This window comes from Martinezella sp. CNPSo 3959, assembly GCF_057784355.1.
The window spans coordinates 105,548-128,503 of sequence record NZ_JBXSOV010000010.1 but is presented as its reverse complement, the minus strand read 5'-3'; the positions used below and the strand labels follow the sequence as shown (position 1 = coordinate 128,503).

Sequence of the window (22,956 nt, the reverse complement as noted above, 5' to 3'; positions counted from 1 at the left end):
GGAAAACCGATGGAGCTTTATTTTCCGACCGAATTTGGCGAACGGCTTGCCTACTGTTCGGCTGCCATTACGGCGCTGATCGGCCTCTTCCTGATGTTCGCGCCGGGTTACGCCTATCGCTTCCTCAAGCTGCAGGTGAAGGAAGGCCGTTCGGAAGCCTATGCCGAGGCTCGCTCCGCTGGCGGCTTCATGGTAGGTATCGGTTTGGTGGCAATCCTGCTGGCGCAGCCGATGATCTATCTGGCGCTCGGTGCCGCCTTCAGCGTCGCGGCGTTCGGCCGCATCCTCTCGCTCATGTCCGATCGGGGCAGTGTATTTTTGAGCCTTCTTCTTCTGGTTGTGCAGGCGATTCTTGCTGCGCTACCTTTTCTCTATGGTCTCGGCTATATTTAAGCCGAAAACGGCTCCGGCGCGGCCATTTTTGCCTGCGCTATCCCCATGCTTTTCGAATTTTGCCATCATAAATTCGCCCGAATGGCGTATTCGTCGAATACGCGTGTTGCGAGTCTCCATATCCTATGTTAGACGAACCCCGAATTTCGGATGAGGCGGGAGCGCACTCCTGCTGATTTCTGGGGGAAATCAAAACGAATTCAAGGGCATAACGCTTCCGTCACCCGGAAGTTTGGTTCTTGGGTTGAAATCAGGGAATTTTGTGCCCGTGGCAGACACATCCCAGCATGTTTCTGGTGTTGCAGAACGATATGCCTCGTCGCTGTTCGAATTGGCCCTTGAAGAGGGTGCCGTACCGGCGGTGACCGCCGATCTCGATCGGTTCCAAGCCATGCTCGACGAAAGCGATGATCTGAAGCGCTTCGTTCTCAGCCCGGTTTTTTCGGCTGAAGAGCAGGTCGGCGCGATCGAGGCGCTGGCAAAAAAGGCCGGCTTCGGCGCCTATGTCACTAATTTTCTGAAGCTTGTGGCCAGCAACCGGCGCCTTTTTGCGCTGCCGGGCATGATCAAGGCTTTCCGCATCATTGCCGCCCAGCATCGCGGCGAGATTTCCGCCGAGGTCACCTCGGCCCATGCGCTGACCCCGGCGCAGGAAGATGAATTGAAGGCGGCGCTGAAGGGCGTCACCGGCAAGGACGTGACGATTGTCGTCACCGTCGATCCGTCGATCCTTGGCGGCCTGATCGTCAAGGTCGGTTCGCGTCAGATCGATACGTCCCTTCGCACCAAACTCTCCACCCTTAAGCTTGCATTGAAAGAGGTCGGCTGATGGATATCCGCGCCGCGGAAATTTCCGCAATTCTGAAAGATCAGATCAAAAACTTCGGCAAGGAAGCTGAAGTCTCCGAAGTCGGCCAGGTTCTCTCCGTCGGTGACGGTATCGCCCGCGTCTACGGTCTGGACAATGTTCAGGCCGGCGAAATGGTCGAATTCCCCGGCGGCATTCGCGGCATGGCCCTGAACCTTGAAGCCGACAATGTCGGTGTGGTTATCTTCGGCTCCGACCGCGACATCAAGGAAGGCGACACCGTCAAGCGCACCGGCGCGATCGTTGACGTTCCGGTCGGTCCGGAGCTGCTCGGCCGCGTCGTCGACGCGCTCGGCAACCCGATCGACGGCAAGGGCCCGATCAACGCGACCCGCCGTTCGCGCGTCGACGTCAAGGCTCCGGGTATCATTCCGCGCAAGTCGGTTCATGAGCCGATGTCGACCGGCCTCAAGGCCATCGACGCTCTGATCCCGGTTGGCCGCGGCCAGCGCGAGCTTGTTATCGGCGACCGCCAGACCGGCAAGACCGCCATCATCCTCGACACGATCCTGAACCAGAAGTCCATTCAGGATAACGGTCCGGACAGCGAAAAGCTCTTCTGCGTCTACGTCGCCGTCGGCCAGAAGCGCTCGACCGTCGCGCAGTTCGTCAAGGTGCTCGAAGAGCGCGGCGCGCTGAAGTATTCGATCATCGTTGCTGCGACGGCTTCCGATCCGGCTCCGATGCAGTTCCTGGCCCCGTTTGCCGGTTGCGCCATGGGCGAATACTTCCGTGACAACGCCCAGCACGCTCTGATCGGCTACGACGACCTCTCCAAGCAGGCCGTTGCCTATCGTCAGATGTCGCTGCTTCTGCGCCGCCCGCCGGGCCGCGAAGCTTATCCAGGCGACGTTTTCTACCTGCACTCGCGCCTCCTCGAGCGCGCTGCAAAGATGAACGACGAGAAGGGCGCTGGTTCGCTCACCGCTCTCCCGGTCATCGAAACGCAGGGTAACGACGTTTCGGCCTTCATTCCGACCAACGTGATCTCGATCACCGACGGCCAGATCTTCCTTGAAACCGACCTGTTCTATCAGGGTATCCGCCCGGCCGTTAACGTCGGTCTGTCGGTTTCGCGCGTCGGCTCTTCCGCTCAGATCAAGGCGATGAAGCAGGTTGCAGGCTCGATCAAGGGCGAACTCGCCCAGTATCGTGAAATGGCCGCCTTCGCCCAGTTCGGTTCCGACCTCGATGCCGCAACCCAGCGCCTGCTGAATCGCGGTGCTCGCCTGACCGAACTCCTGAAGCAGCCGCAGTTCTCGCCGCTGAAGACGGAAGAGCAGGTTGCGGTGATCTTCGCCGGCGTCAACGGTTACCTCGACAAGCTGCCTGTTCCCCAGGTCGGCAAGTTCGAGCAGGGCCTGCTGTCGTACCTCCGCTCGGAAGGCAAGGACATCCTCGACACCATCCGCACCGAAAAGGCCATCAGCGACGCGACGAAGGGCAAGCTCACCGCTGCTCTCGACAGCTTCGCCAAGTCTTTCGCGTAATCGGGCCCAAGCTCTAGGACGGACCAAGGATGCCTTCACTCAAGGATCTGAAAAACCGGATCGCCTCCGTCAAGGCGACGCAGAAGATCACCAAGGCGATGAAAATGGTCGCCGCGGCGAAGCTTCGGCGTGCGCAGGAGGCGGCCGAGGCCGCCCGGCCTTACTCGCAGCGCATGGCCGCTGTTCTGGCCAACATCTCGGCTGCCGTCAGCGATGCCGACGGCGCGCCGCTGCTGATGACCGGAACCGGCAAGAGCGATGTGCATCTGCTCGTCGTCTGCACGGCCGAACGCGGCCTTTGCGGCGGCTTCAATTCGCAGATTTCGCGCTTCGCCCGTGACCATGCCCGCAAGCTTCTGGCCGAAGGCAAGACGGTGAAGATCTTCACCGTCGGCAAGAAGGGCTATGACGTTCTTCGCCGTGAATATGCATCGCTGATCGTCGAGCGCAAGGAATTGCGCGACGTCAAGCGCATCGGCTTCGACAATGCCGACGCCATCGGCAAGCGCCTCATCGAGATGTTCGAAGCTGGCGAATTCGATGTCTGCACGCTGTTCTATTCCGAATTCAAGTCGGTGATCAGCCAGATCCCGACGGCACAGCAGCTCATTCCGGCTTCGGCTCCGGTCGTCGTCGAAGAAGATGCAGCCCACAAGGGTGCCGTCTATGAATACGAGCCGGATGCGGCTTCGATCCTCGCGGACCTGATCCCGCGCAACATCTCCGTCCAGATCTTCCGCGCGTTGCTCGAAAACGTCGCCGGCGAGATGGGTGCCAAGATGAGCGCGATGGACAATGCGACGCGCAACGCTGGTGAGATGATCAACAAGCTGACGCTGAACTACAACCGTCAGCGCCAGGCACAGATCACCAAGGAATTGATTGAAATCATTTCGGGCGCGGAAGCGCTCTGAGGTTAGGGAAAAGAGGGTAAGAATATGGCTGACGCAGCTACCCCCGCAGGTTCTGTCGGTAAGGTTACTCAGGTTATCGGCGCCGTTGTGGACGTTGCTTTCGACGGCGAGCTCCCGGCGATCCTGAACGCGCTTGAAACCGACAATAACGGCAATCGTCTGGTTCTCGAAGTCGCACAGCACCTCGGCGAAAATTCCGTCCGCACCATCGCCATGGACTCGACCGAAGGTCTCGTTCGCGGCCAGCCGGTCAAGGACACGGGCGCGCCGATCTCGGTTCCGGTTGGACATGAGACGCTCGGCCGTATCATGAACGTCATCGGCGAGCCGGTCGACGAAGCAGGTCCGCTGAACACGTCCAAGAAGCGCGCCATCCACCAGGAAGCTCCGTCCTACGTCGAGCAGTCCACGGAAGCGCAGATCCTCGTCACCGGCATCAAAGTCGTCGACCTTCTCGCTCCTTACGCAAAGGGCGGCAAGATCGGCCTCTTCGGCGGCGCCGGCGTCGGCAAGACCGTTCTCATCATGGAACTGATCAACAACGTCGCCAAGGCTCACGGTGGTTATTCGGTGTTCGCAGGCGTGGGTGAACGTACCCGCGAAGGCAACGACCTTTATCACGAAATGATCGAATCGGGCGTCAACAAGCATGGCGGCGGCGAAGGCTCCAAGGCTGCGCTCGTTTACGGCCAGATGAACGAACCGCCGGGCGCCCGCGCTCGCGTCGCTCTGACCGGTCTGACCGTTGCTGAAAACTTCCGCGATGAAGGCCAGGACGTTCTGTTCTTCGTCGACAACATCTTCCGCTTCACGCAGGCAGGTTCGGAAGTGTCGGCTCTGCTCGGCCGTATTCCTTCGGCCGTGGGCTATCAGCCGACGCTCGCCACCGACATGGGCCAGATGCAGGAACGCATCACCACGACGACGACGGGTTCGATCACCTCGGTTCAGGCCATTTACGTTCCGGCCGACGACTTGACCGACCCGGCACCGGCAACCTCGTTCGCCCACCTGGACGCAACGACGGTTCTGTCGCGCTCGATCGCTGAAAAGGGCATCTACCCGGCCGTCGACCCGCTCGACTCCACCTCCCGCATGCTCGACCCGCTGGTCGTCGGCGAAGAGCACTACGAAATTGCTCGTAAGGTTCAGTCGACGCTGCAGCGCTACAAGGCCCTGCAGGACATCATCGCCATCCTGGGCATGGACGAACTGTCCGAAGACGACAAGCTGGCTGTTGCCCGCGCCCGCAAGATCGAGCGCTTCCTGTCGCAGCCGTTCTTCGTCGCCGAAGTCTTCACCGGTTCGCCGGGCAAGCTCGTCGCGCTCGAAGACACGATCAAGGGCTTCAAGGGCCTCGTCAACGGCGAATACGACCACCTGCCGGAAGCTGCCTTCTACATGGTCGGCTCGATCGAAGAAGCGATCGAAAAGGCCAAGAAGCTGGCTGCCTAATCAGGCCAATCCATCGGCGCGCGGCTTTGCCCGCGCGCCCTTGCCTTGCGAATATGACAATCGAGAAGTGACGGGTCATGGCTGACAATTTCAATTTCGAACTGGTTTCTCCGGAGCGCCTGCTGCTGTCGGAACAGGTCATCGATGTCGTCATCCCCGCCAGCGAAGGCGAGATGACCGTCATGGCGAACCATGCGCCGACCATGACCACCATCAAGCCGGGCGTCGTCAAGGTGCATTCGGCTTCCGGCAAGAAGCAGGACTACGTCGTTTTCGGCGGTTTTGCCGACATCCTGCCGACCGGCTGCACGCTGCTTGCCGAATCCGCCGTTCCGGTCGAAGACATGAGCCGCGACGAGCTGGACCGCCGCATCAATGCCGCCAAGGCCGAACTCGAAGACGCCGAGCATCACGAGCACAAGTCGCGCCTGGAGCACTTCATCATGGAACTCTCGCATCTGCGGGGCTCGATCACGCAGGATTGATGCGGTCAGCGTAGTGATGAATGAGATGAAAGCGGTCCTATGGGCCGCTTTTTTGTTGTGATGTCATGCCTTTGCTGATGCTGCTGTTCGGTAAGTCATGACCGGGGAAGTTAGTGTAGTCGCATATGAGGCGTGTCAGCTCCGCAATCCCTTCTCCCCGAGGGGGAAGAAGGAGGGGAGGCAACGATTTCACATGCGGCTGCCCTGTAGGGTACCGGAATTTTTCTGAAACCGCGTCAGACCTCCTGTCCTTGTAGTAAAAACCGGTGCAGCTGCGCCGCCTCCGGAGAGAGCGAGCGGAAGCGAGGGGCGCCGAGATAATATCCGAAGCCACTCTCGACGCGATCCTGGCCGACTGTGATGAGCGCGCCTGACTGCAGATATTCCTCGATGAGGCCGAGACTACCAAGCGCTATGCCTTCGCCCCTGAGGGCTGCCTCCACCGCCATGATATAGGTCGAGAAAGACAGGCGCGGCCGCGGCAGCTTGCCCTTCAGGGGATCACCGACACGACTGAACCATTGGCGGAAGCTGATCCAATGGGCATTGGCCCGCTCGTAGTCGATGAGATCGAGCCCGGCAATGTCGACCGCCGTCAGCGTCTGCGGGTCCAAGCCGCAGGCTGCCAAATAATCCGGCGAGGCGACCGGGACCAGCACCTCGTTGAAAAGTGGCGTCAAGCTCCAGCGCGGGTGCTCGCCGGTGGAATAGATGATGATGAGATCGTTGTTCTCCGAGGCCAGTTCGGAGTGCACGTCCGTCGTCAGCAGGCGTACCGAGATGCCGGGGCTCTCCTTGCCGAAGTCCCTGAGCCGCTGCCCGAGCCAGAGATGCGAGATGGAGCCGCTCGCGGCGATCGAGATGATCTCGCCCGTGCCGGCGCGAAAAGGCTCCAGGCTTTCCTCCAGATATTCCAGTGTGGCGCGCACGCGCTGGAACAGCCGCTCGCCATCCGGCGTCAGTGCGAGGTTTCGGCCTCGTCGGGTAAAAAGCGTCGCGCCGAGGTGATCTTCCAGTCCCTTGATGCGGCGGCTGACGGCGGCCTGGGTGATGTTGAGCTCCCGGCCGGCGCGGGAAAAGTTCATGGCGCGTGCTGCCGCATCGAACACGCGGAAGGCTTCCAGCGGTATTTTCTCCAGCATTGGCTCTCCATAACTTCAGATCATCAATATTCCCGATAATTGCCCGGATTTGAAGATCTGAAATTGTGATGCAGGATTGTGACATCATTCTCAATCGCTTGTCCAAGGTGAACCGCGTGTCCTTTTCCGTTTCCGCCATCCCGGATCTTCGTTTTGGCGAGGGTGTGCTCTCCAGCCTTCCCGCTGCAGTCAAATCCTTTGATGGTGTCGGTACGGTTTTGCTTGTCATCGATGCCTTCCTGGCGCAGTCCGGCCTTGCCGCAAACATCAGCGCGGAACTTGCTGAAGCAGGCGTGAAGACGCAGGTCTTTTCCGATTTTGCCGGCGAGCCGAAGCTTGCGCATCTGCATGCCGCTATCGCGACCGGGCAGGGCGCGGACATGGTGATCGGCATCGGCGGCGGCTCGGCGCTCGATATCGGCAAGATCGTCGCCTGCTGCATCGCTTCGGGCGAAGATCCGATGCATTATGCGCTGGCCGCCAACGCGCTGCCGAAGAATTCGCTGAAGAAGATTATGATCCCGACCACGGCGGGGACGGGTTCGGAAACATCGGCCACGAATATCTTCGCCGGACCTGAGGGCAAGAAGCTCTGGATCTGGGGTCCGGAGACGAAGGCCGATCTCGTCATTCTCGATCCGGCGTTGACAAAGACCCTACCCGCCAACCTGACAGCATGGTGCGGCCTTGACGCTTTCATTCATGCCTTCGAAGCCGCGACGAACCGCAACACGCATCGTGGTGCGCAGTTCTACGCGCACCAGGCGCTGCGGCTGCTGACCGGTGCACTGGAGACAGCCGTCAAGCAGCCGGATGATATGGCAGCGCGCGGCCACGTGCTGCTCGGCTCCTGCTTTGGCGGTATTGCCATCGACAATTGCGGCACGGCGATCGCCCACAATATCAGCCATGCGCTGGCGGGCCTTGGTCCTGTCCACCATGGGCTTGCGACGGCACTCGGCTTCGAGGCGACGCTGGCATGGCTGGTCGAAGCCAATACCGCAGATCTAAATGCAGCGGCCAAGGCTTGCGGCGTCGAGAACGCCGCTGAACTTCCCGCTTTCGTTTCAGACTGGATGGACCGCTGCGGTATCGTTCGCGCGCTGCCGGCTGCCTTCAAACCGTTCGATGCCTCCGATCTCGCCCGCGAGATGCGGGCGACCGAAAATCAGCCCATGCGGCGATCGACGATCCGCGATGTGACGGATGCCGATATCGATCGCTTTGCCGCCGCCGTCATGGCGCTGCCGAAAGGAATCTGAGATGACCAAGAATTATACGCGCGATTATTGGGAAAGCGTTCTCTCCGGCCTCAAGCCCGAAGGTCGTCATTTCATCGACGGCGCCCATCGCGCTGCCGCCTCGGGCGAGACCTTCATCCGTATCCGGCCGATGGATGGCAAACCGGGTGCTGAGCTTGCGCGCGGCAATGCCGCCGATGTCGATGCTGCGGTCGCCTCCGCCCGCGCTGCCTTCGAAAGTGGCGTCTGGCGCAAGAAGGAGCCGCTCGAAAAGAAGAAGATCATGCTGAAATGGGCCGATCTCATTCGCGCCCATGGCGACGAGCTCGCCATGCTGGAGACGATCGATGTCGGCAAGCCGGTCATGGCGTCGCTCGGTGTCGATGTGCGCCTTTGTGCCGACGGCATCCAGTTCTACGGCGAAATGATCGACAAGATGTATGACGAGATTGCGCCGACTGGCCCGAATGTACGCGCGCTGGTGCGCAAGGTGCCGCTCGGCGTCATCGGCGCAATCACGCCCTGGAACTATCCGATGATCATCGATGCCTGGAAGCTCGGGCCGGCGATCGCGGCCGGCAATTCCGTGGTGCTGAAGCCGGCCGAACAGTCTTCGCTTTCGGCGATCCGCCTTGCCGAGCTCGCGATCGAAGCCGGTCTGCCGGCTGGCGTTTTCAATGTGGTGACGGGCTATGGCGAAGAGACCGGCAAGCCGCTGGCGCTGCACATGGATGTCGACATGATCGCCTTCACGGGCTCGACCGAGGTCGGCAAGCTGATCATGGGCTATGCGGCGCAATCGAACGTCAAGCGCGTGGCGCTCGAGCTCGGCGGCAAGTCGCCGCTGGTCGTGTTCGAAGATGCCGATCTCGATGCCGCCGCCGTCGCAGCTGCCTGGGGCTGTTTCTACAATTCCGGCGAAACCTGCCATGCTTCGACGCGCCTCATCGTGCAGCGCTCGGTACAGGACAGGCTGATCGAGAAGATCGAGGCGGTCACCCGCTCGGATATCGCACTCAAGCATCCCCTTGACCCTTCCGCGCAGATCGGCGCGCTGATCGAGGAAGAGCACATGAACAAGGTGCTGGCGATGATCGCAGCCGGTGAGAAGGAGGGTGCGCGACGTGCCTTCGGCGCCGAGCGTGTCTTGAGCGAAACCGGCGGCTACTATGTGTCGCCGGGCGTCTTCGTCGACATGACCAACGATATGAGCCTGGCGCGGCAGGAAATCTTTGGCCCCGTACTCGCCGCCATCCCCTTCGACACGGAGGAGGAGGCGCTGAAGATCGCCAACGACACGATCTATGGGTTGGCCGGAGCCGTCTTTACCAGGGACATGGATCGTGCTCACCGCTTCTCCGAAGAGATCCATGCAGGTACGGTGTGGATCAACACTTACGATATGTCGAACTTCGCCACGCCCTTCGGCGGCTTCAAGCAGTCCGGTTTCGGTCGCGATCGCTCGGTGCACGCGATCGACAAGTATTGCGACTACAAGACCATTTGGCAGCAGTTCGGCTGAGGTTTGCGGGGAGGCACGACCATGAGCAAGATCGTTTCCATCGAAATTACCCATCACCGCTTGCCGCTTGATCCGGCGTTCAAGGCGAGCTGGGATGGCCGTCCGCGCCGGCATTTCGATGCGACCATCGTGCGCGTCCGAGATGATGAGGGGCGCGAAGGTATCGGCTCCGGCGACCTGATGAAGGGTTTCGAGGGACATGAGGATCTGTTTATCGGACAGGATCCCCGGCATGTCGAACGGCATTATGAAGTTCTGTCGCACATCAATTTCCACTATGGCCGCTGCTGGCCGATGGACCTGGCGCTGTGGGATCTTTCCGGCAAGATTACCGGCGAGCCGGTCTGGCGGATGCTCGGCGGCCGCGCCAGCCGCGTGCGGCTCTATGCATCTTCCGGCGTGCTGCGCGAGCCCGCTGCCATGGCCGATCAGGCCGAGCGTTATATCGACGAAGGCTTCCCGGCCATGAAGGTGCGCTTCTCCTCGTCTTCGGGCGGCCGCGGCGGCTGGCGTGAGGACGTCAAGGCGCTCGAAGCGATCCGCGCCCGTGTCGGCGATCGGCTGGAGCTAATGGTCGACTGCAATCAGGGTTGGCGCATGCCCTGGGATACGACCTTGCCCTGGACCTTCAAGGATGCGCTTACCGTCGCCAGGGAGCTGGAGCGGCTCGGCGTCTACTGGATGGAAGAGCCGCTTCATCGCTCGGATCGCAAGGGCATGAAGGAATTGAAGCAGGTAACGTCGGTGCGGATGGTCGGCGGCGAGATGACGCGCGAGCTCTACGAGTTCCGCGATATCATCGAAGAGCGTGCCTTCGATGTCATTCAGCCTGATGTCGCGCTGGTCGGTGGCATCACCGGCTGCCGGCGGCTCGCCTATCAGGCGCGCGAGGCGGGCGTGCAGTTCACGCCGCATTCCTGGACGAACGGCATCGGTGTGCTCGCCAATGCCCATCTGACCGCCGGCGTCGCCGATGCTGCCTGGCTCGAATACCCCTACGACAATCCGGAATGGAGCGAAGCTCGCCGCGATTATCCGATGGCCTCGCCGCTCAAGCACGATGCCGGCTGGCTGGATCTGGGCGTTGCACCGGGGCTCGGCATCGTTCTCGACGAGGAGCGGCTGAAGGCGACGCGTATCTAAAGAATCCTTCGCGATCTTCCCTAGGATAGTACCGACCCGTCACACAGTGGCGGGTCGCATGACTTTGCTTTCCCGCGTCCGCGCCCACTGAATAACTGGGCGCTCGAGCAGGACATAGCTCAGCGTGCCGATGGTAAAAATGATGGCGGTCGCGATCAGGCTTGAGACGATCCAGCCGCCCAGCACATCGTCCGAGCCGGCACCGAAGGACGAGGGGAACAGCTGCGGCATCAAGGTCAGCACGATATCCTGCCAGATATAGACGCCGAAGGAGACGGTGGCGACATAACGGAACACGGGATTGTCGAGCAGCTTTGCCAGCAGCAGCGATTGCGGAAGCGCGCAAAGCGCGATCGCGACCGCGAGGGGCAGCAGCGGGAATTGGTAGGGAATGCCGAGCCAGGCATAGCCCTCCGCCGCGCCGCCGATTGACTGCGGCAGTTGCCACGCGCCCATGACGATCGCGAGCGCGCCGATGACGTCGTAGATCACCGAGCGTCGAGACGGGAGGATGGTCTGTATGCCGGCGGCCAGCACGCCGATTGCAAATATGGCAAAGAAGCCGATCGGGTTGTAGCGCGGCATCCATTCCTTAGCGCCGCCCTGGAAGCCATATCGCCATCCTTGCCCGACATTGTCGGTCGGCAGATAGGTGACGACAAGCCAATGGCCAATCAAGGATATCGCGATGATGCCGATCCAGAGCAGGCGTCTGAGGAAAGCGGAGCGCGATCTCAGTTTTGAATGAAACAACAGCAGGAAACCGATCGGCATGAGAACATAGCAGGTCGTCTCGAAGGGGATCGACCATAAAGGCCCATCTCCTTGCACCGGGAAAAAGGTGCGCCAATGCCATTGGCTCATCAGGAAGAAGCCGGAAATGTAGCGGCCGACCAGTTCCGCGTCCAACGGAAAGCCATAGATGGTGAAGCTGATCAGGAAGCCGACCGTCAGGGCAAACCAGAAGCCCGGCAGGATGCGTGCGGCGCGGCGCATGGCATAGATCTTCAGTGAAGGGAGGGGTTGGGCTCTATCCAGCGCCAACCAGAAGGGGCGCGCAAGAAGGAAGCCGCTGAGGACGAAGAAGACCGAGACGCCGTGATTGCCGAAGCGCGCCAATATGAAGGTTACATCCAGGGCTGGTGGGATCTTGTAGAAATTCATTCGGAGCACGAGATGGTGAACAAGCACCATCAGACATGCGACGGCGCGCATGAAATCCGCTCCTCCCAGCCGCTTGGCGTTCTCCATTCCCGTATCCGCCCGAGATCTCCCTCTATTGCGTTAGGTCATTGCGGCGGTTTCGGCAAGCATGATCCTTGACAGGACGCCCGAACCCATCGGTGCCGGGTCCGGGCGTCGGACCGATCTCCCGCACCTGCCAGAAACGAGAGATCGGATACCTGTGTTGGGATAGGGATCAGGCGGCAACGGAGCGGTAGGGGCGCGTGACGCGAGCCGGTTTCAGGGCGTTGCTCCACCACGTCAGCCGCGCAATCATGAGGACAAGCGATTTTCTGGCATCGAGCGGATTTTCGAGCGTGCCATCTTCGGCAAATCTGCCCCAGGGATTGGCGAAGCTGACCGCATCGCGCACCGTGACCGTATGCAGCTCGGCAAAGACGAGCCGCAACTGTTCCACCGCGCGCAGGCCGCCGGAGATGCCGCCATAGGAGACGAAGGCGACAGGTTTGCCATGCCAGGGCTCATAGACGAGATCGAGCACGAATTTCAGCGAGGCGGTGAAACTATGATTGTATTCGGGCGTGACGATAATGAAGGCATCGGCATCCGAAAGCCGCTCCGATAGGGCTGCGACACCGGGATGCTCGCGATTGTGCGCGAAAGGCAGATCGAATTCGAGAGGATCGATCAGATCGATGTCTATAAGCGGATAATGCGCCAGTTCGCGGGCGACCCAGTTGATCACCCGGTCGCATAGCCGACCCGGACGCGTGCTGCCGTAGATGATCGCCAGCCGGGTTCTTTCTGTCATGTCTTGCTCCTGCTTTACGCGGTTCGGAGCCAGGGTTATAAAACCTCAAGTAAAGTTGAGGTCAATAGCGAAAATGAGAAAAATCGATCCGATTCAATTTTCGAAGCTGCTGACGGTCGGCGAGGTGGCCGCACGCAGCGGCGTGGCTGTATCGGCGTTGCATTTCTATGAAGCGAAAGGCCTGATCGAGAGCCATCGCAGCAGCGGCAATCAGCGGCGCTATCCTCGCGAAGTGCTGCGGCGAGTCTCCGTCATCAAGGTAGCCCAACGCGTCGGCATTCCGCTTGCCGAGGTTCAGGCGGCTCTTCAATCGCTGCCGCAGGGTCGCACGCCGACAGCATCGGACTGGAAGGCGCTTTCGGAGCTATGGAAGGATGATCTAGACGCCCGCATCAAGCGCCTGCAGGGACTTCGCGATCAGCTGGACAGCTGTATCGGCTGCGGCTGCCTTTCGCTCGATAGCTGTCCCTTGCGCAATCCCTGGGATCAGCTTTCCGAGGAAGGCGCAGGCCCGCGGCTGCTTGATCCCGGAGAGTGAATTGGCCGCTCAGGCGTGGACGTGGCTCTCTGCCATATAGCTGTCGAGCGCCGCGGCTTCTTCCTTCGAGAGGTAGAGGCCCTTCTTGGAACGGCGCCATAGGATATCTGTTGCGCTATAGGCCCATTCCTGTTCGATCAGATATCGTACTTCCGCTTCATAGAGATCGCTTCCGAAACACCGACCGAGATCGGCGATCGTCTTGGCGTTGCCCAGGATCATGGCAGCGCGCGTGCCGTAGCGGCGGATGAGCCGGCGGGCATGCGGATCGGCAAGGAAGGGGTAACGCGACTTGAGCTTGGTGACTTCGGCCTCATAGCCGCGAACCGGAAAATCGCCGCCGGGGAGCGAGCTGCCGGCAGTCCAGGGTTTACCCTTGAGGCCGATGGCTTCGCCGATCTTTTCCAAGGCATGTTCGCCCAGGCGGCGATAGGTGGTGAGCTTGCCGCCGAAGACGTTGAGCAGCGGCGCCTGGCCTTCTTCTCCCTCGACCTTGAGAACGTAGTCGCGCGTGGCTTCCTGCGCTTTCGATGCGCCATCGTCATAGAGCGGGCGCACGGCCGAATAGGTCCAGACGATATCCTCGGGCCGGACCGGCTCCTTGAAATATTCGCTGGCGGCATTGCAGAGATAGGTGGTTTCCCCCTCGGTGATTTTCACATCCTTCGGATCGTCCTTGTAGTCGCGATCCGTGGTGCCGATCAGCGTGAAATCCTGCTCGTAGGGAATGGCGAAGATGATGCGGTTGTCCGGGTTCTGGAAGAAATAGGCGCGCGGGTCATCGAACTTCTTGCGCACGACGATATGGCTGCCCTGAACGAGACGGACATTGTGCACCTGGTTCTTGCCGAACGTACCGGACAGCACCTGATCGACCCAGGGACCTGCTGCATTGACCAGCATGCGGGCGCGAAACTGACGCTTCTCGCCGCTGATCGTATTTTCCGTTTCGATCGCCCAGACCGCGCCTTCGCGCCGGGCCGAGACCACCTTCGTCCGCGGCATGATCGTCGCACCGCGGTCTGCCGCATCGCGGGCATTCAATACGACCATGCGGGCATCGTCGACCCAGCCGTCGGAATATTCGAAGGCTTTGGTGAAGAGCGCCTTCAGCGGCTTGCCCGCAGGATCCTTCTTCATGTCCAGCGTCGCGGTCGGGGGCAGCAGCTTTCGTCCGCCGAGGTGATCGTAGAGGAAAAGGCCGAGGCGGATCAGCCAGGCCGGACGGATGCCGCCCTTATGGTAAGGCAGGACGAAACGCATCGGCCAGATGATGTGCGGCGCCATGGCCCAGAGCACTTCGCGCTCCATCAGCGATTCGCGCACGAGACGGAATTCGTAATGTTCGAGGTAGCGCAGGCCGCCATGAATGAGCTTTGTGGCGCCTGACGACGTGCCGGAGGCGAAGTCGTTCATCTCGGCAAGCGCGACCTTGTAGCCGCGTCCCGTGGCGTCGCGGGCAATGCCGCAGCCATTGATGCCGCCGCCGATAACGAAAATGTCGTAGACCTGCTCGCTCACCCGCCCCTCCGCAAAGGTCAGCCATCCCCTGAAGATGGAAAATCGAAACTAATCCATCTAAAGCGAAACAGATACGAATGTCAAACGAACGTTTCTTGACGGAAAGTGCGCCGGTCAGGCCGATCTGCGAGTGGTTTCAACGAGATGGACGTCATGTTCCGCTGCGATGGAGCGCACGGATTCGATACTGCATTCGTCGGTGACGAAGGTGTGGACTTGCGAGAGATGACCAATGCGAACCGGGGCGGTTCGTTCGAACTTGGTGCTGTCGGCAACGAGTATGACGTGCCGGGCATTGGCAATGATGGCCTGTGCCACTTTCACTTCGCGAAAGTCGAAATCCAGGAGTGCGCCGTCGGGATCGATCGCCGAGGCGCCGATGACGGCATAATCCACCTTGAACTGCTTGATGAAATCGACGGCAGCCTCGCCGACGATGCCGCCATCCGAGCCGCGCACGACACCGCCGGAAATGACGACCTCGATGGAGGGGAAAATGCGCAACTTGTTGGCAACGTTAATATTATTGGTAATGACCATCAATTCGTGATGGCCAAGAAGCGCTTCGCCGACGGCTTCCGTGGTCGTGCCGATATTGATGAAAAGCGAGCTATTGTTGGGGATCAGGCTCGCCGCTGCACGGCCGATCGCCTGCTTTTCGGGTGCGGCAATAGACCGTCTCGCCTCATATTTCACGTTCTCGGTTCCGCCGGGAAAGATTGCGCCGCCATGCACGCGCGATAGAACGCGGCCGTCGCAGAGATCGTTCAGATCCTTGCGGATGGTTTGCGGCGTGACCGAGAAGCGCAACGCCAGCTCCTCTACGAGTACTCGTCCTTCCGCCTTGGCGATGTCGAGAATCTCGGTCTGACGTCCGGATAGGAACATGGTTTTCGCTCCCTTTCTTTCGTTTTTTCGTCATCATATGGTAAAGTGAAAATTCCGCAATTACTGACGCGCGAATTGTGCGATTTGGGAGGATTTCGTGTTTCATCCGAAGCTATTCGAAAATCGCAATGTCGTGGTCACCGGCGCCGGCCGCGGCATCGGGCTGGAGGTCGCGCGACAGTTTCTCGATTGCGGCGCCCATGTCCTTGTCCATATCGGCCGCGATACTGGCCGCGATTTGCCTGATTTCCTGATGGAGGCAGAGGCCGACCGTCGCGCCTTCCTGATTGCCGGCGATTTCGCAGCCGGCAACGGCACGCGCGATTTCGTCAGTGCTGCCGGGGAGCGCTTCGACCGCATCGACGTGCTGGTCAACAATGCCGGCACCATGGTCGGGCGATTTCCTGCCGGCGAACTGACCGACGAGCAATACGAGCAGATCGTTCATCTCAATCAAACTTCCGTCGTGGAAGTGACGAGAGGGCTGTTGCCGCTGCTGCGGGCAGCCGGGCAGGCCGCGATCGTCAACACTGTTTCGATTTCGGCGCTGACCGGCGGCAGCCCAGGATCGGCGATTTATTCCGCCTCGAAGGCCTTTGTCGCGACCTACTCGAAAGGGTTGGCGCGTGAGCTGGCGCCTGACGGCATCCGGGTGAATTGCGTCTCCCCCGGCACGATAGCGACCGATTTTCATGAGCGTTATTCGTCGAGAGAGAAGCTGGAGCAGACGCGCAAATCGATCCCGCTTCAGCGACTGGGCACCCCCGAAGATTGCGCGCCCGCCTATCTCTTTCTCGCAGCCCCGCTGCTTTCCGGCTACATCACCGGGCAGGTAATTGAGATCAACGGCGGGCAGCTTATCTGCTGATAAAACGGACCTTTTTTGGTTTTCCGCGTCTTTTTTGAATCAGCTTCTGATTTGATAATATTATAAACATTCCCTGGGGATTCTTATTAGAGGCTGTGATATGTCGTCGTCTCTACCGCAGGGCGGTGCAGCGGAACGTGATATTGAGGAAATGACTGACAGGGCGCGAAAGTCGAGCGCCCTGCTGAAAGCACTATCGCATGAGACGCGCCTGGCGATTCTCTTCATGCTGGCCAAGAACGAGAAAACGGTGATGGAGCTCGAGGCTCTTCTTGATCTGCCGCAGGCTGTCGTGTCGCAGCATTTGGCGCGTCTTCGCCTCGATAAGCTCGTCGATACGCGCCGCGAAGGGCGGCTCATCCACTATGCCGTCGCGCGGTCGGAAATCTGCGCCGTGGTCGATTCGCTGCAGAAGGCATTCTGTCAGCGCGAATGTTGAGGTCCGAAGCAGCCTTGCATGTTGCGTTCACCCGGCTGTCGGTCTAACCCTTTCACTTCGGGAGAGCGGGATGATCGACAAGCTGGAATTCTTCATCGCGCTGGCGAATCAGAAGCATTTCGGGCGCGCGGCCGAGGAATGCGGGGTGACGCAGCCGACCTTGTCGGCGGCGATCCGCCAGCTGGAGGACCAGCTCGGTGTGATGCTTGTCAGCCGTGGTTCGCGCTTTCAGGGTCTGACGCCCGAGGGGCAGCGCGTGCTGGAATGGGCGCGCCGCATCGTCGGCGACAGCCGTACGATGCGCGAGGAGATGCGGGCTGCGCGCAAGGGCCTTGCCGGCCACATCCGGATCGCCGCCATTCCGACGGCGCTTGCCATGGTGCAGAAAATCACCACGCCTTTCCAGGAAAGACACCCGGACGTTACCTTCTCCATTTTATCGCGTAATTCGCTGCAGGTTCTGAGCCTGCTGGAAAATCTCGAGATCGATGCCGGCATTACCTATCTGGAAAACGAGCCGCTCGGCCGTGTCACCAGCGTGCCGCTCTATGCCGAGCGCTATCACCTCATCACCGCGGCAGGCAGCCCGTTTTCCGAGCGGGAGACGGTCACTTGGAAAGAGGTCGGCGATCTTCGGCTTTGTCTATTGACTGCAGACATGCAGAACCGGCGCATCATCAATCGGCATCTTGCCGAGGCGGGCGCAACGGCCAGGCCGACACTGGAATCCAATTCGATGATCGTGCTGTTTTCGCATGTGCAGACCGGGCGCTGGGCGAGCATTATGCCGAAGAATATTGCCGATTCATTCGGTTTTCCGGCGGATATTCATAAGATCCCGATCACGGAGCCTGACGCCGAGCATCTTGTCGGCCTGGTCGCCACCCACCGCGAACCCTTTACGCCACTCGTCTCCGCCTTGTTGCACGAAGCGAGATTGCTCGCAGAAGAGGACGAGAATCGATAGAAATTTTCTATCGAGCAACGAGACTGCCTTATTGATCCTTTGTCGTCTCCCTGCGAGCTTATCCTTGCGGCGTGCCGATCGCGCGCCAGGAGGAAATGCCGCATAGGTCTTTTCCGAAGATTCGCCTTCGATCTTCGGAGCTATGCGCGGGAGGCTGCTAATGAGTTTGAATCAGGCCGCGGGCGATGTCGCAATCCGCGCCGGAGCCATCATCGATAGCATGAAATCGATGGAAGGGCCGCTTTTGCCGATCCTGCATGGGATACAGGACGAGTTCGGCTATGTACCGCAGGATGCGCTGCCGCTGATCGCCAAGGCGTTGAACCTCTCGCGCGCTGAAGTGCACGGCGTCATGACCTTTTATCATGACTATCGCGATCATCCCGCCGGCCGGCATGTCCTGAAGCTCTGTCGTGCCGAGGCCTGTCAGTCGATGGGAGGCGATGCGCTTGCCGAGCGTATCAAGCAGCTCCTGGGCATCGATTTCCATCAGACCACGCTCGATGGCAGCGTGACGCTGGAGCCGGTCTATTGTCTCGGGCTTTGCGCCTGCGCGCCGGCTGCGATGCTCGACGGCGAACTCTATGGACGGCTCGACGATGAAAGCGCCGACGACCTCGTGAAGGAGGCGCGCCAATGACGCTCACCATCTATATTCCCCGCGATGCGGCCGCCCTTTCGCTTGGTGCGGAAAAAGTGGCGAAATCGGTCGCGCAGGAAATCGCCAAACGCGGGCTCGATGCGCGCATTGTGCGCAACGGCTCGCGCGGCATGTTCTGGCTTGAGCCCCTGGTCGAAGTCGAGATCGGCGGCAAGCGCATCGGCTATGGGCCGGTGAAGGCCAAGGATGTTCCCGCACTCTTCGACGCCGGGCTCGCCGAAGGCGGCGAGCATCCGCTCTGTCTTGGGGAGGTCGAAAGCCTCCCATTCCTGAAAGAACAGACCCGCCTGACCTTTGCCCGCTGCGGCATTACCGACCCGCTTTCGCTGCAGGATTATGAAGCCCATGGTGGCCTGCAAGGTCTGCGCCGCGCGATCGACATGGCGGCTGGCGACATCGTCAAGGAAGTCACCGATTCCGGCCTGCGCGGCCGTGGCGGCGCGGGCTTCCCGACCGGCATCAAATGGAAGACGGTGCTCGATGCGCCGGGTGACCGCAAATATATCGTCTGCAACGCCGACGAGGGCGATAGCGGCACTTTTGCCGACCGGATGATCATGGAGGGTGACCCCTTCGTGCTGATCGAAGGCATGGCGATCGCTGGGCTGGCGACGGGGGCGACCAAGGGCTTCGTCTATACGCGCTCGGAATATCCGCATGCGATCGCCGCGATGACGGAGGCGGTGGAGATCGCACGCAAGGCCGGCATTCTTGGTGCATCCGTGCTCGGTTCCGGCAAGGCGTTCGATATGGAAATCCGCACCGGCGCCGGCGCCTATGTCTGCGGCGAGGAAACCGCGCTGCTAAACAGCCTCGAGGGCAAACGCGGCATCGTGCGCGCCAAGCCGCCGCTGCCGGCGCATAAGGGCCTGTTCAACTGTCCCACCGTCATCAACAACGTGATCTCGCTCGCCTCGGTCCCCGTCATCCTGGACAAGGGTGCTGCCTTCTATCGCGATTTCGGCATGGGCCGGTCGCGCGGCACGATCCCGCTGCAGATTGCCGGCAACGTCAAGCATGGCGGTCTCTATGAGACAGCCTTCGGCCTTTCGCTCGGCGATATCGTCGACAGGATCGGCGGCGGCACGGTGACGGGGCGGCCGGTCAAGGCGGTGCAGGTCGGCGGGCCGCTCGGGGCCTATTTCCCGCGCGCTCTGTTTGATACGCCGTTCGACTACGAAGCTTTCGCGGCCAAGGACGGCCTGATAGGCCATGCCGGCATCGTCGTCTTCGACGATACCGCCGACATGCTGAAGCAGGCGCGCTTCGCCATGGAATTCTGCGCGGTCGAAAGCTGCGGCAAGTGCACGCCCTGCCGCATCGGCTCGACACGCGGCGTCGAGACGGCCGACAAGATCGCACAAGGGATCGAGCCCGAGAAGAACCGGGTGCTGCTTGCCGATCTCTGCAACACGATGAAGTTCGGTTCGCTTTGCGCGCTCGGCGGCTTCACGCCCTATCCCGTCATGAGCGCGATGACCCATTTCCCGGAGGATTTTTCTCCGGCTCCCTTGATTGAAGCGGCGGAGTAAGATCCATGTCCCTCGTTCCAGAAATCGATTACGGCACGCCGGCCTCCACCTCCGAAACCATGGTGACGCTGACCATCGACGGCCACCAGATCACGGTGCCTGAGGGCACCTCGATCATGCGCGCCTCGATGGAAGCCGGCATTCAGGTGCCGAAGCTCTGCGCCACCGACATGGTCGATGCCTTTGGCTCCTGCCGCCTCTGTCTCGTCGAGATCGAAGGCCGCAATGGCACGCCGGCCTCATGCACGACGCCGGTCGCCTCCGGTCTCGTCGTGCACACGCAGACCGGCCGGTTGAAGGATATCCGTCGCGGCGTGATGGAGCTCTATATTTCCGACCATCCGCTCGACTGTCTGACCTGCGCCGCCAATGGCGATTGCGAGCTGCAGGACATGGCGGGCGCCGTCGGCCTGCGCGATGTGCGCTATGGCTATGAGGGCGACAATCACGTCAAAGCGCGCAACAACGGCGACATCAATCTGAAATGGATGCCGAAGGACGAGTCCAATCCCTATTTCACCTATGATCCTTCGAAGTGCATCGTCTGTTCGCGTTGCGTGCGCGCCTGCGAGGAAGTGCAGGGTACGTTCGCTCTGACCATCGAGGGCCGCGGCTTCGGCTCGCGCGTCTCGCCCGGCATGCATGAGAGTTTCATCGACAGCGAGTGCGTTTCCTGCGGCGCCTGCGTGCAGGCCTGCCCGACGGCGACGTTGACCGAAAAATCCGTCATATCGATCGGCCAGCCGGAGCATTCCGTCGTCACCACCTGCGCCTATTGCGGCGTCGGCTGCTCCTTCAAGGCGGAAATGCGCGGCGAGGAGCTGGTGCGCATGGTGCCCTGGAAGGATGGCCAGGCCAATCGCGGTCACTCCTGCGTCAAGGGTCGCTTCGCCTATGGCTATTCGACCCATAAGGACCGCATTCTCAATCCGATGGTCCGCGAGAAGGTGACCGATCCCTGGCGCGAAGTGACCTGGGACGAGGCCTTTGCCCATATCGCCACCGAGTTCAAGCGGCTGCAATATCAGTACGGCCGCGATTCCATCGGCGGCATCACCTCCTCGCGCTGCACCAATGAGGAAACCTATCTGGTGCAGAAGCTAGTGCGTGCAGGCTTCGGCAACAACAATGTCGATACCTGCGCCCGCGTCTGCCATTCTCCCACAGGCTATGGCCTCGGCCAGGCCTTCGGTACTTCGGCCGGCACGCAGAATTTCGACAGCGTCGAGCATTCCGATGTCGTCATCGTCATCGGCGCCAATCCGACGGACGGCCATCCGGTCTTTGGCTCGCGCCTGAAGAAGCGGCTGCGCCAGGGTGCCAAGCTCATCGTCATCGATCCCCGCCGCATCGATCTGGTGCGCACGCCGCATGTCGAGGCGAGCTATCATCTACCGCTGAAGCCGGGCACCAACGTTGCCATGATGACGGCGCTGGCTCACGTGATCGTCACCGAAGGCCTGTTCGACGAGAAATTCATCCGCGAACGCTGCGACTGGTCGGAATTCGAGGACTGGGCAGCCTTCGTTTCCGAGCCGCAGCACAGCCCGGAGGAAACGGAGAAATATACCGGCGTTTCTCCGGAACTCGTACGCGGAGCCGCTCGTCTCTTTGCCAAGGGCGGCAACGGCGCGATCTATTACGGCCTCGGCGTTACCGAACACAGCCAAGGCTCGACCACCGTCATGGCGATCGCCAACCTCGCCATGGTGACAGGCAATATCGGCCGTCCGGGCGTCGGCGTGAACCCGCTGCGCGGACAGAACAATGTGCAGGGCTCCTGTGACATGGGCTCCTTCCCGCACGAGCTGCCAGGCTATCGCCACATCTCCGACGATGCGACCCGCGATATCTTCGAAAAGCTCTGGGGCGTGAAGCTCAACAACGAACCGGGTCTGCGCATCCCGAACATGCTGGATGCCGCTGTCGAAGGCACGTTCAAGGGTATCTACATTCAGGGCGAGGATATCCTTCAGTCCGATCCGGATACCAAGCATGTGGCCGCCGGCCTCGCCGCGATGGAATGCGTCGTCGTCCACGACCTCTTTCTGAACGAGACGGCCAACTACGCGCATGTCTTCCTGCCCGGTTCGACCTTCCTCGAAAAGGACGGCACCTTCACCAACGCCGAGCGCCGCATCAATCGCGTGCGCAAGGTCATGACTCCGCGCAACGGCTATGCCGACTGGGAAGTGACGCAGAAGATGGCGCAGGCCATGGGTCTCGGCTGGAACTACACGCATCCCTCCGAAATCATGGACGAAATCGCCGCAACGACGCCGAGCTTCGCGCTCGTTTCCTACGACTATCTCGAGAAGATGGGCTCCGTGCAGTGGCCCTGCAACGAGAAGACCCCGCTCGGTTCGCCGATCATGCATGTCGACGGCTTCGTGCGCGGCAAGGGCAAGTTCATCCGCACCGAATATGTCCCGACCGACGAACGCACCGGTCCGCGTTTCCCGCTGCTGCTGACGACCGGGCGCATTCTCAGCCAGTACAATGTCGGGGCGCAGACGCGGCGCACTGAGAATGTCGTCTGGCACGCCGAGGATCGGCTGGAAATCCATCCGCATGATGCAGAGCAGCGCGGCATCCGCGAGGGCGACTGGATCCGGCTCAGCAGCCGCTCCGGCGACACGACGCTCAGAGCCTTGATCACCGATCGCGTCGCCCCCGGCGTCGTCTACACGACCTTCCATCATCCGGATACGCAGGCGAACGTCATCACCACCGACTACACCGACTGGGCGACGAACTGCCCGGAATACAAGGTAACGGCCGTGCAGGTCTCGCCGTCGAACGGCCCGTCGCAGTGGCAGGTCGAGTATGATGAGCAGGTGCGGCAGTCCCGCCGTATCGTCGGGAAGATGGAGGCTGCTGAGTGATTTTGCGG

The 22,956-nt window shown here is 60.8% G+C and carries 21 protein-coding genes; 16 read left to right on the top strand and 5 right to left on the bottom strand.

Annotation, left to right across the window (positions count from 1 at the left end; all coding sequences use genetic code 11):
- The first annotated feature begins 9 nt into the window (after nucleotides 1–9).
- The 6 genes from AC13RE_RS20440 (at nucleotide 10) to AC13RE_RS20415 (ending at nucleotide 5,605) form a co-directional block, all read left to right on the top strand.
- A complete protein-coding gene (locus AC13RE_RS20440) occupies nucleotides 10–393 on the top strand; it encodes an AGROH133_08824 family phage infection protein (RefSeq protein ID WP_488564273.1) in 384 nt (127 codons plus the stop codon).
- A 262-nt stretch (nucleotides 394–655) separates the two neighbouring features.
- Nucleotides 656–1,222, top strand: coding sequence for a F0F1 ATP synthase subunit delta (locus AC13RE_RS20435; RefSeq protein ID WP_132720635.1), 567 nt, complete (start codon nucleotides 656–658; stop codon nucleotides 1,220–1,222).
- Nucleotides 1,222–2,751 carry a F0F1 ATP synthase subunit alpha gene (atpA, locus tag AC13RE_RS20430; protein WP_488564272.1) on the top strand — a complete coding sequence of 510 codons (1,530 nt, stop codon included), beginning with the start codon at nucleotides 1,222–1,224 and terminating at the stop codon, nucleotides 2,749–2,751. Before AC13RE_RS20435 ends, atpA begins: the two co-directional genes overlap by 1 nt.
- A gap of 29 nt (nucleotides 2,752–2,780) precedes the next feature.
- A complete protein-coding gene (locus AC13RE_RS20425) occupies nucleotides 2,781–3,665 on the top strand; it encodes a F0F1 ATP synthase subunit gamma (protein ID WP_132720636.1) in 885 nt (294 codons plus the stop codon).
- A gap of 24 nt (nucleotides 3,666–3,689) precedes the next feature.
- Complete coding sequence (gene atpD, locus AC13RE_RS20420; RefSeq protein ID WP_015341387.1) at nucleotides 3,690–5,120, top strand: F0F1 ATP synthase subunit beta; 1,431 nt, start codon at nucleotides 3,690–3,692, stop codon at nucleotides 5,118–5,120.
- Between the two features lie 77 nt (nucleotides 5,121–5,197).
- Entirely contained in the window at nucleotides 5,198–5,605 is a 408-nt protein-coding gene (locus AC13RE_RS20415) for a F0F1 ATP synthase subunit epsilon (protein ID WP_015341386.1), read from the top strand.
- Nucleotides 5,606–5,841: 236 nt separating this feature from the next.
- Here AC13RE_RS20415 and AC13RE_RS20410 read toward each other — a convergent pair whose 3' ends face one another.
- Complete coding sequence (locus AC13RE_RS20410; RefSeq protein WP_488564271.1) at nucleotides 5,842–6,747, bottom strand: LysR substrate-binding domain-containing protein; 906 nt, start codon at nucleotides 6,745–6,747, stop codon at nucleotides 5,842–5,844.
- Nucleotides 6,748–6,863: 116 nt separating this feature from the next.
- Here AC13RE_RS20410 and AC13RE_RS20405 point away from each other — a divergent pair, with 116 nt between their 5' ends.
- The 3 genes from AC13RE_RS20405 to AC13RE_RS20395 are packed head-to-tail and all read left to right on the top strand — an operon-like array spanning nucleotide 6,864 to nucleotide 10,653.
- A complete protein-coding gene (locus tag AC13RE_RS20405; RefSeq protein ID WP_488564270.1) occupies nucleotides 6,864–8,009 on the top strand; it encodes an iron-containing alcohol dehydrogenase in 1,146 nt (381 codons plus the stop codon).
- 1 nt (nucleotide 8,010) lies between these two features.
- Nucleotides 8,011–9,510: an aldehyde dehydrogenase gene (locus AC13RE_RS20400; protein ID WP_488564269.1), complete on the top strand. Its 1,500-nt coding sequence runs from the start codon at nucleotides 8,011–8,013 to the stop codon at nucleotides 9,508–9,510.
- 21 nt (nucleotides 9,511–9,531) lie between these two features.
- Complete coding sequence (locus AC13RE_RS20395) at nucleotides 9,532–10,653, top strand: mandelate racemase/muconate lactonizing enzyme family protein (protein ID WP_488564268.1); 1,122 nt, start codon at nucleotides 9,532–9,534, stop codon at nucleotides 10,651–10,653.
- 39 nt (nucleotides 10,654–10,692) lie between these two features.
- Here AC13RE_RS20395 and AC13RE_RS20390 read toward each other — a convergent pair whose 3' ends face one another.
- Both AC13RE_RS20390 and AC13RE_RS20385 read right to left on the bottom strand, forming a co-directional pair.
- Nucleotides 10,693–11,904 (bottom strand): acyltransferase family protein, encoded by a 1,212-nt coding sequence (locus AC13RE_RS20390; RefSeq protein WP_488564267.1) that lies wholly within the window; start codon nucleotides 11,902–11,904, stop codon nucleotides 10,693–10,695.
- A 169-nt stretch (nucleotides 11,905–12,073) separates the two neighbouring features.
- Complete coding sequence (locus AC13RE_RS20385; RefSeq protein WP_488564266.1) at nucleotides 12,074–12,649, bottom strand: NADPH-dependent FMN reductase; 576 nt, start codon at nucleotides 12,647–12,649, stop codon at nucleotides 12,074–12,076.
- 73 nt (nucleotides 12,650–12,722) lie between these two features.
- Between AC13RE_RS20385 and soxR the strand changes: the two genes are divergently transcribed.
- A complete protein-coding gene (gene soxR / locus AC13RE_RS20380; protein WP_488564265.1) occupies nucleotides 12,723–13,187 on the top strand; it encodes a redox-sensitive transcriptional activator SoxR in 465 nt (154 codons plus the stop codon).
- 9 nt (nucleotides 13,188–13,196) lie between these two features.
- Here soxR and glpD read toward each other — a convergent pair whose 3' ends face one another.
- Nucleotides 13,197–14,708, bottom strand: coding sequence for a glycerol-3-phosphate dehydrogenase (glpD, locus tag AC13RE_RS20375; protein WP_132720644.1), 1,512 nt, complete (start codon nucleotides 14,706–14,708; stop codon nucleotides 13,197–13,199).
- 114 nt (nucleotides 14,709–14,822) lie between these two features.
- Entirely contained in the window at nucleotides 14,823–15,596 is a 774-nt protein-coding gene (locus tag AC13RE_RS20370) for a DeoR/GlpR family DNA-binding transcription regulator (RefSeq protein ID WP_132720645.1), read from the bottom strand.
- Nucleotides 15,597–15,693: 97 nt separating this feature from the next.
- On the opposite strand from AC13RE_RS20370, the gene AC13RE_RS20365 reads away from it, so the two are divergent.
- The 6 genes from AC13RE_RS20365 to fdhF all read left to right on the top strand — a co-directional run bounded on the left by AC13RE_RS20365 (nucleotide 15,694) and on the right by fdhF (nucleotide 22,948).
- Nucleotides 15,694–16,464: an SDR family oxidoreductase gene (locus tag AC13RE_RS20365; protein WP_132720646.1), complete on the top strand. Its 771-nt coding sequence runs from the start codon at nucleotides 15,694–15,696 to the stop codon at nucleotides 16,462–16,464.
- A 100-nt stretch (nucleotides 16,465–16,564) separates the two neighbouring features.
- The gene (locus AC13RE_RS20360) at nucleotides 16,565–16,903 is read left to right on the top strand and encodes a metalloregulator ArsR/SmtB family transcription factor (RefSeq protein ID WP_132720647.1); all 339 of its coding nucleotides are present in this window, start codon (nucleotides 16,565–16,567) and stop codon (nucleotides 16,901–16,903) included.
- A gap of 70 nt (nucleotides 16,904–16,973) precedes the next feature.
- Nucleotides 16,974–17,870 carry a LysR family transcriptional regulator gene (locus AC13RE_RS20355; RefSeq protein WP_015341374.1) on the top strand — a complete coding sequence of 299 codons (897 nt, stop codon included), beginning with the start codon at nucleotides 16,974–16,976 and terminating at the stop codon, nucleotides 17,868–17,870.
- Nucleotides 17,871–18,030: 160 nt separating this feature from the next.
- On the top strand, nucleotides 18,031–18,510 hold the full coding sequence (locus AC13RE_RS20350; protein ID WP_132720649.1) for a formate dehydrogenase subunit gamma: 480 nt from the start codon (nucleotides 18,031–18,033) through the stop codon (nucleotides 18,508–18,510).
- The gene (locus AC13RE_RS20345; protein WP_488564264.1) at nucleotides 18,507–20,063 is read left to right on the top strand and encodes a formate dehydrogenase beta subunit; all 1,557 of its coding nucleotides are present in this window, start codon (nucleotides 18,507–18,509) and stop codon (nucleotides 20,061–20,063) included. Before AC13RE_RS20350 ends, AC13RE_RS20345 begins: the two co-directional genes overlap by 4 nt.
- A gap of 5 nt (nucleotides 20,064–20,068) precedes the next feature.
- A complete protein-coding gene (gene fdhF / locus AC13RE_RS20340; protein ID WP_488564263.1) occupies nucleotides 20,069–22,948 on the top strand; it encodes a formate dehydrogenase subunit alpha in 2,880 nt (959 codons plus the stop codon).
- Nucleotides 22,949–22,956: the final 8 nt, after the last annotated feature.

Bases quoted from the DNA above. Each gene is read 5' to 3' on its own strand.
- AC13RE_RS20390 (WP_488564267.1), bottom strand. From the start codon at position 11,904: ATGGAGAACGCCAAGCGGCTGGGAGGAGCGGATTTCATGCGCGCCGTC.
- AC13RE_RS20355 (WP_015341374.1), top strand. From the start codon at position 16,974: ATGATCGACAAGCTGGAATTCTTCATCGCGCTGGCGAATCAGAAGCAT.
- AC13RE_RS20400 (WP_488564269.1), top strand. From the start codon at position 8,011: ATGACCAAGAATTATACGCGCGATTATTGGGAAAGCGTTCTCTCCGGC.
- AC13RE_RS20410 (WP_488564271.1), bottom strand. From the start codon at position 6,747: ATGCTGGAGAAAATACCGCTGGAAGCCTTCCGCGTGTTCGATGCGGCA.
- AC13RE_RS20370 (WP_132720645.1), bottom strand. From the start codon at position 15,596: ATGTTCCTATCCGGACGTCAGACCGAGATTCTCGACATCGCCAAGGCG.
- AC13RE_RS20425 (WP_132720636.1), top strand. From the start codon at position 2,781: ATGCCTTCACTCAAGGATCTGAAAAACCGGATCGCCTCCGTCAAGGCG.
- atpA (WP_488564272.1), top strand. From the start codon at position 1,222: ATGGATATCCGCGCCGCGGAAATTTCCGCAATTCTGAAAGATCAGATC.
- AC13RE_RS20395 (WP_488564268.1), top strand. From the start codon at position 9,532: ATGAGCAAGATCGTTTCCATCGAAATTACCCATCACCGCTTGCCGCTT.
- soxR (WP_488564265.1), top strand. From the start codon at position 12,723: ATGAGAAAAATCGATCCGATTCAATTTTCGAAGCTGCTGACGGTCGGC.
- atpD (WP_015341387.1), top strand. From the start codon at position 3,690: ATGGCTGACGCAGCTACCCCCGCAGGTTCTGTCGGTAAGGTTACTCAG.
- AC13RE_RS20415 (WP_015341386.1), top strand. From the start codon at position 5,198: ATGGCTGACAATTTCAATTTCGAACTGGTTTCTCCGGAGCGCCTGCTG.
- AC13RE_RS20385 (WP_488564266.1), bottom strand. From the start codon at position 12,649: ATGACAGAAAGAACCCGGCTGGCGATCATCTACGGCAGCACGCGTCCG.
- AC13RE_RS20350 (WP_132720649.1), top strand. From the start codon at position 18,031: ATGAGTTTGAATCAGGCCGCGGGCGATGTCGCAATCCGCGCCGGAGCC.
- AC13RE_RS20440 (WP_488564273.1), top strand. From the start codon at position 10: ATGGAGCTTTATTTTCCGACCGAATTTGGCGAACGGCTTGCCTACTGT.
- fdhF (WP_488564263.1), top strand. From the start codon at position 20,069: ATGTCCCTCGTTCCAGAAATCGATTACGGCACGCCGGCCTCCACCTCC.
- AC13RE_RS20360 (WP_132720647.1), top strand. From the start codon at position 16,565: ATGTCGTCGTCTCTACCGCAGGGCGGTGCAGCGGAACGTGATATTGAG.
- AC13RE_RS20345 (WP_488564264.1), top strand. From the start codon at position 18,507: ATGACGCTCACCATCTATATTCCCCGCGATGCGGCCGCCCTTTCGCTT.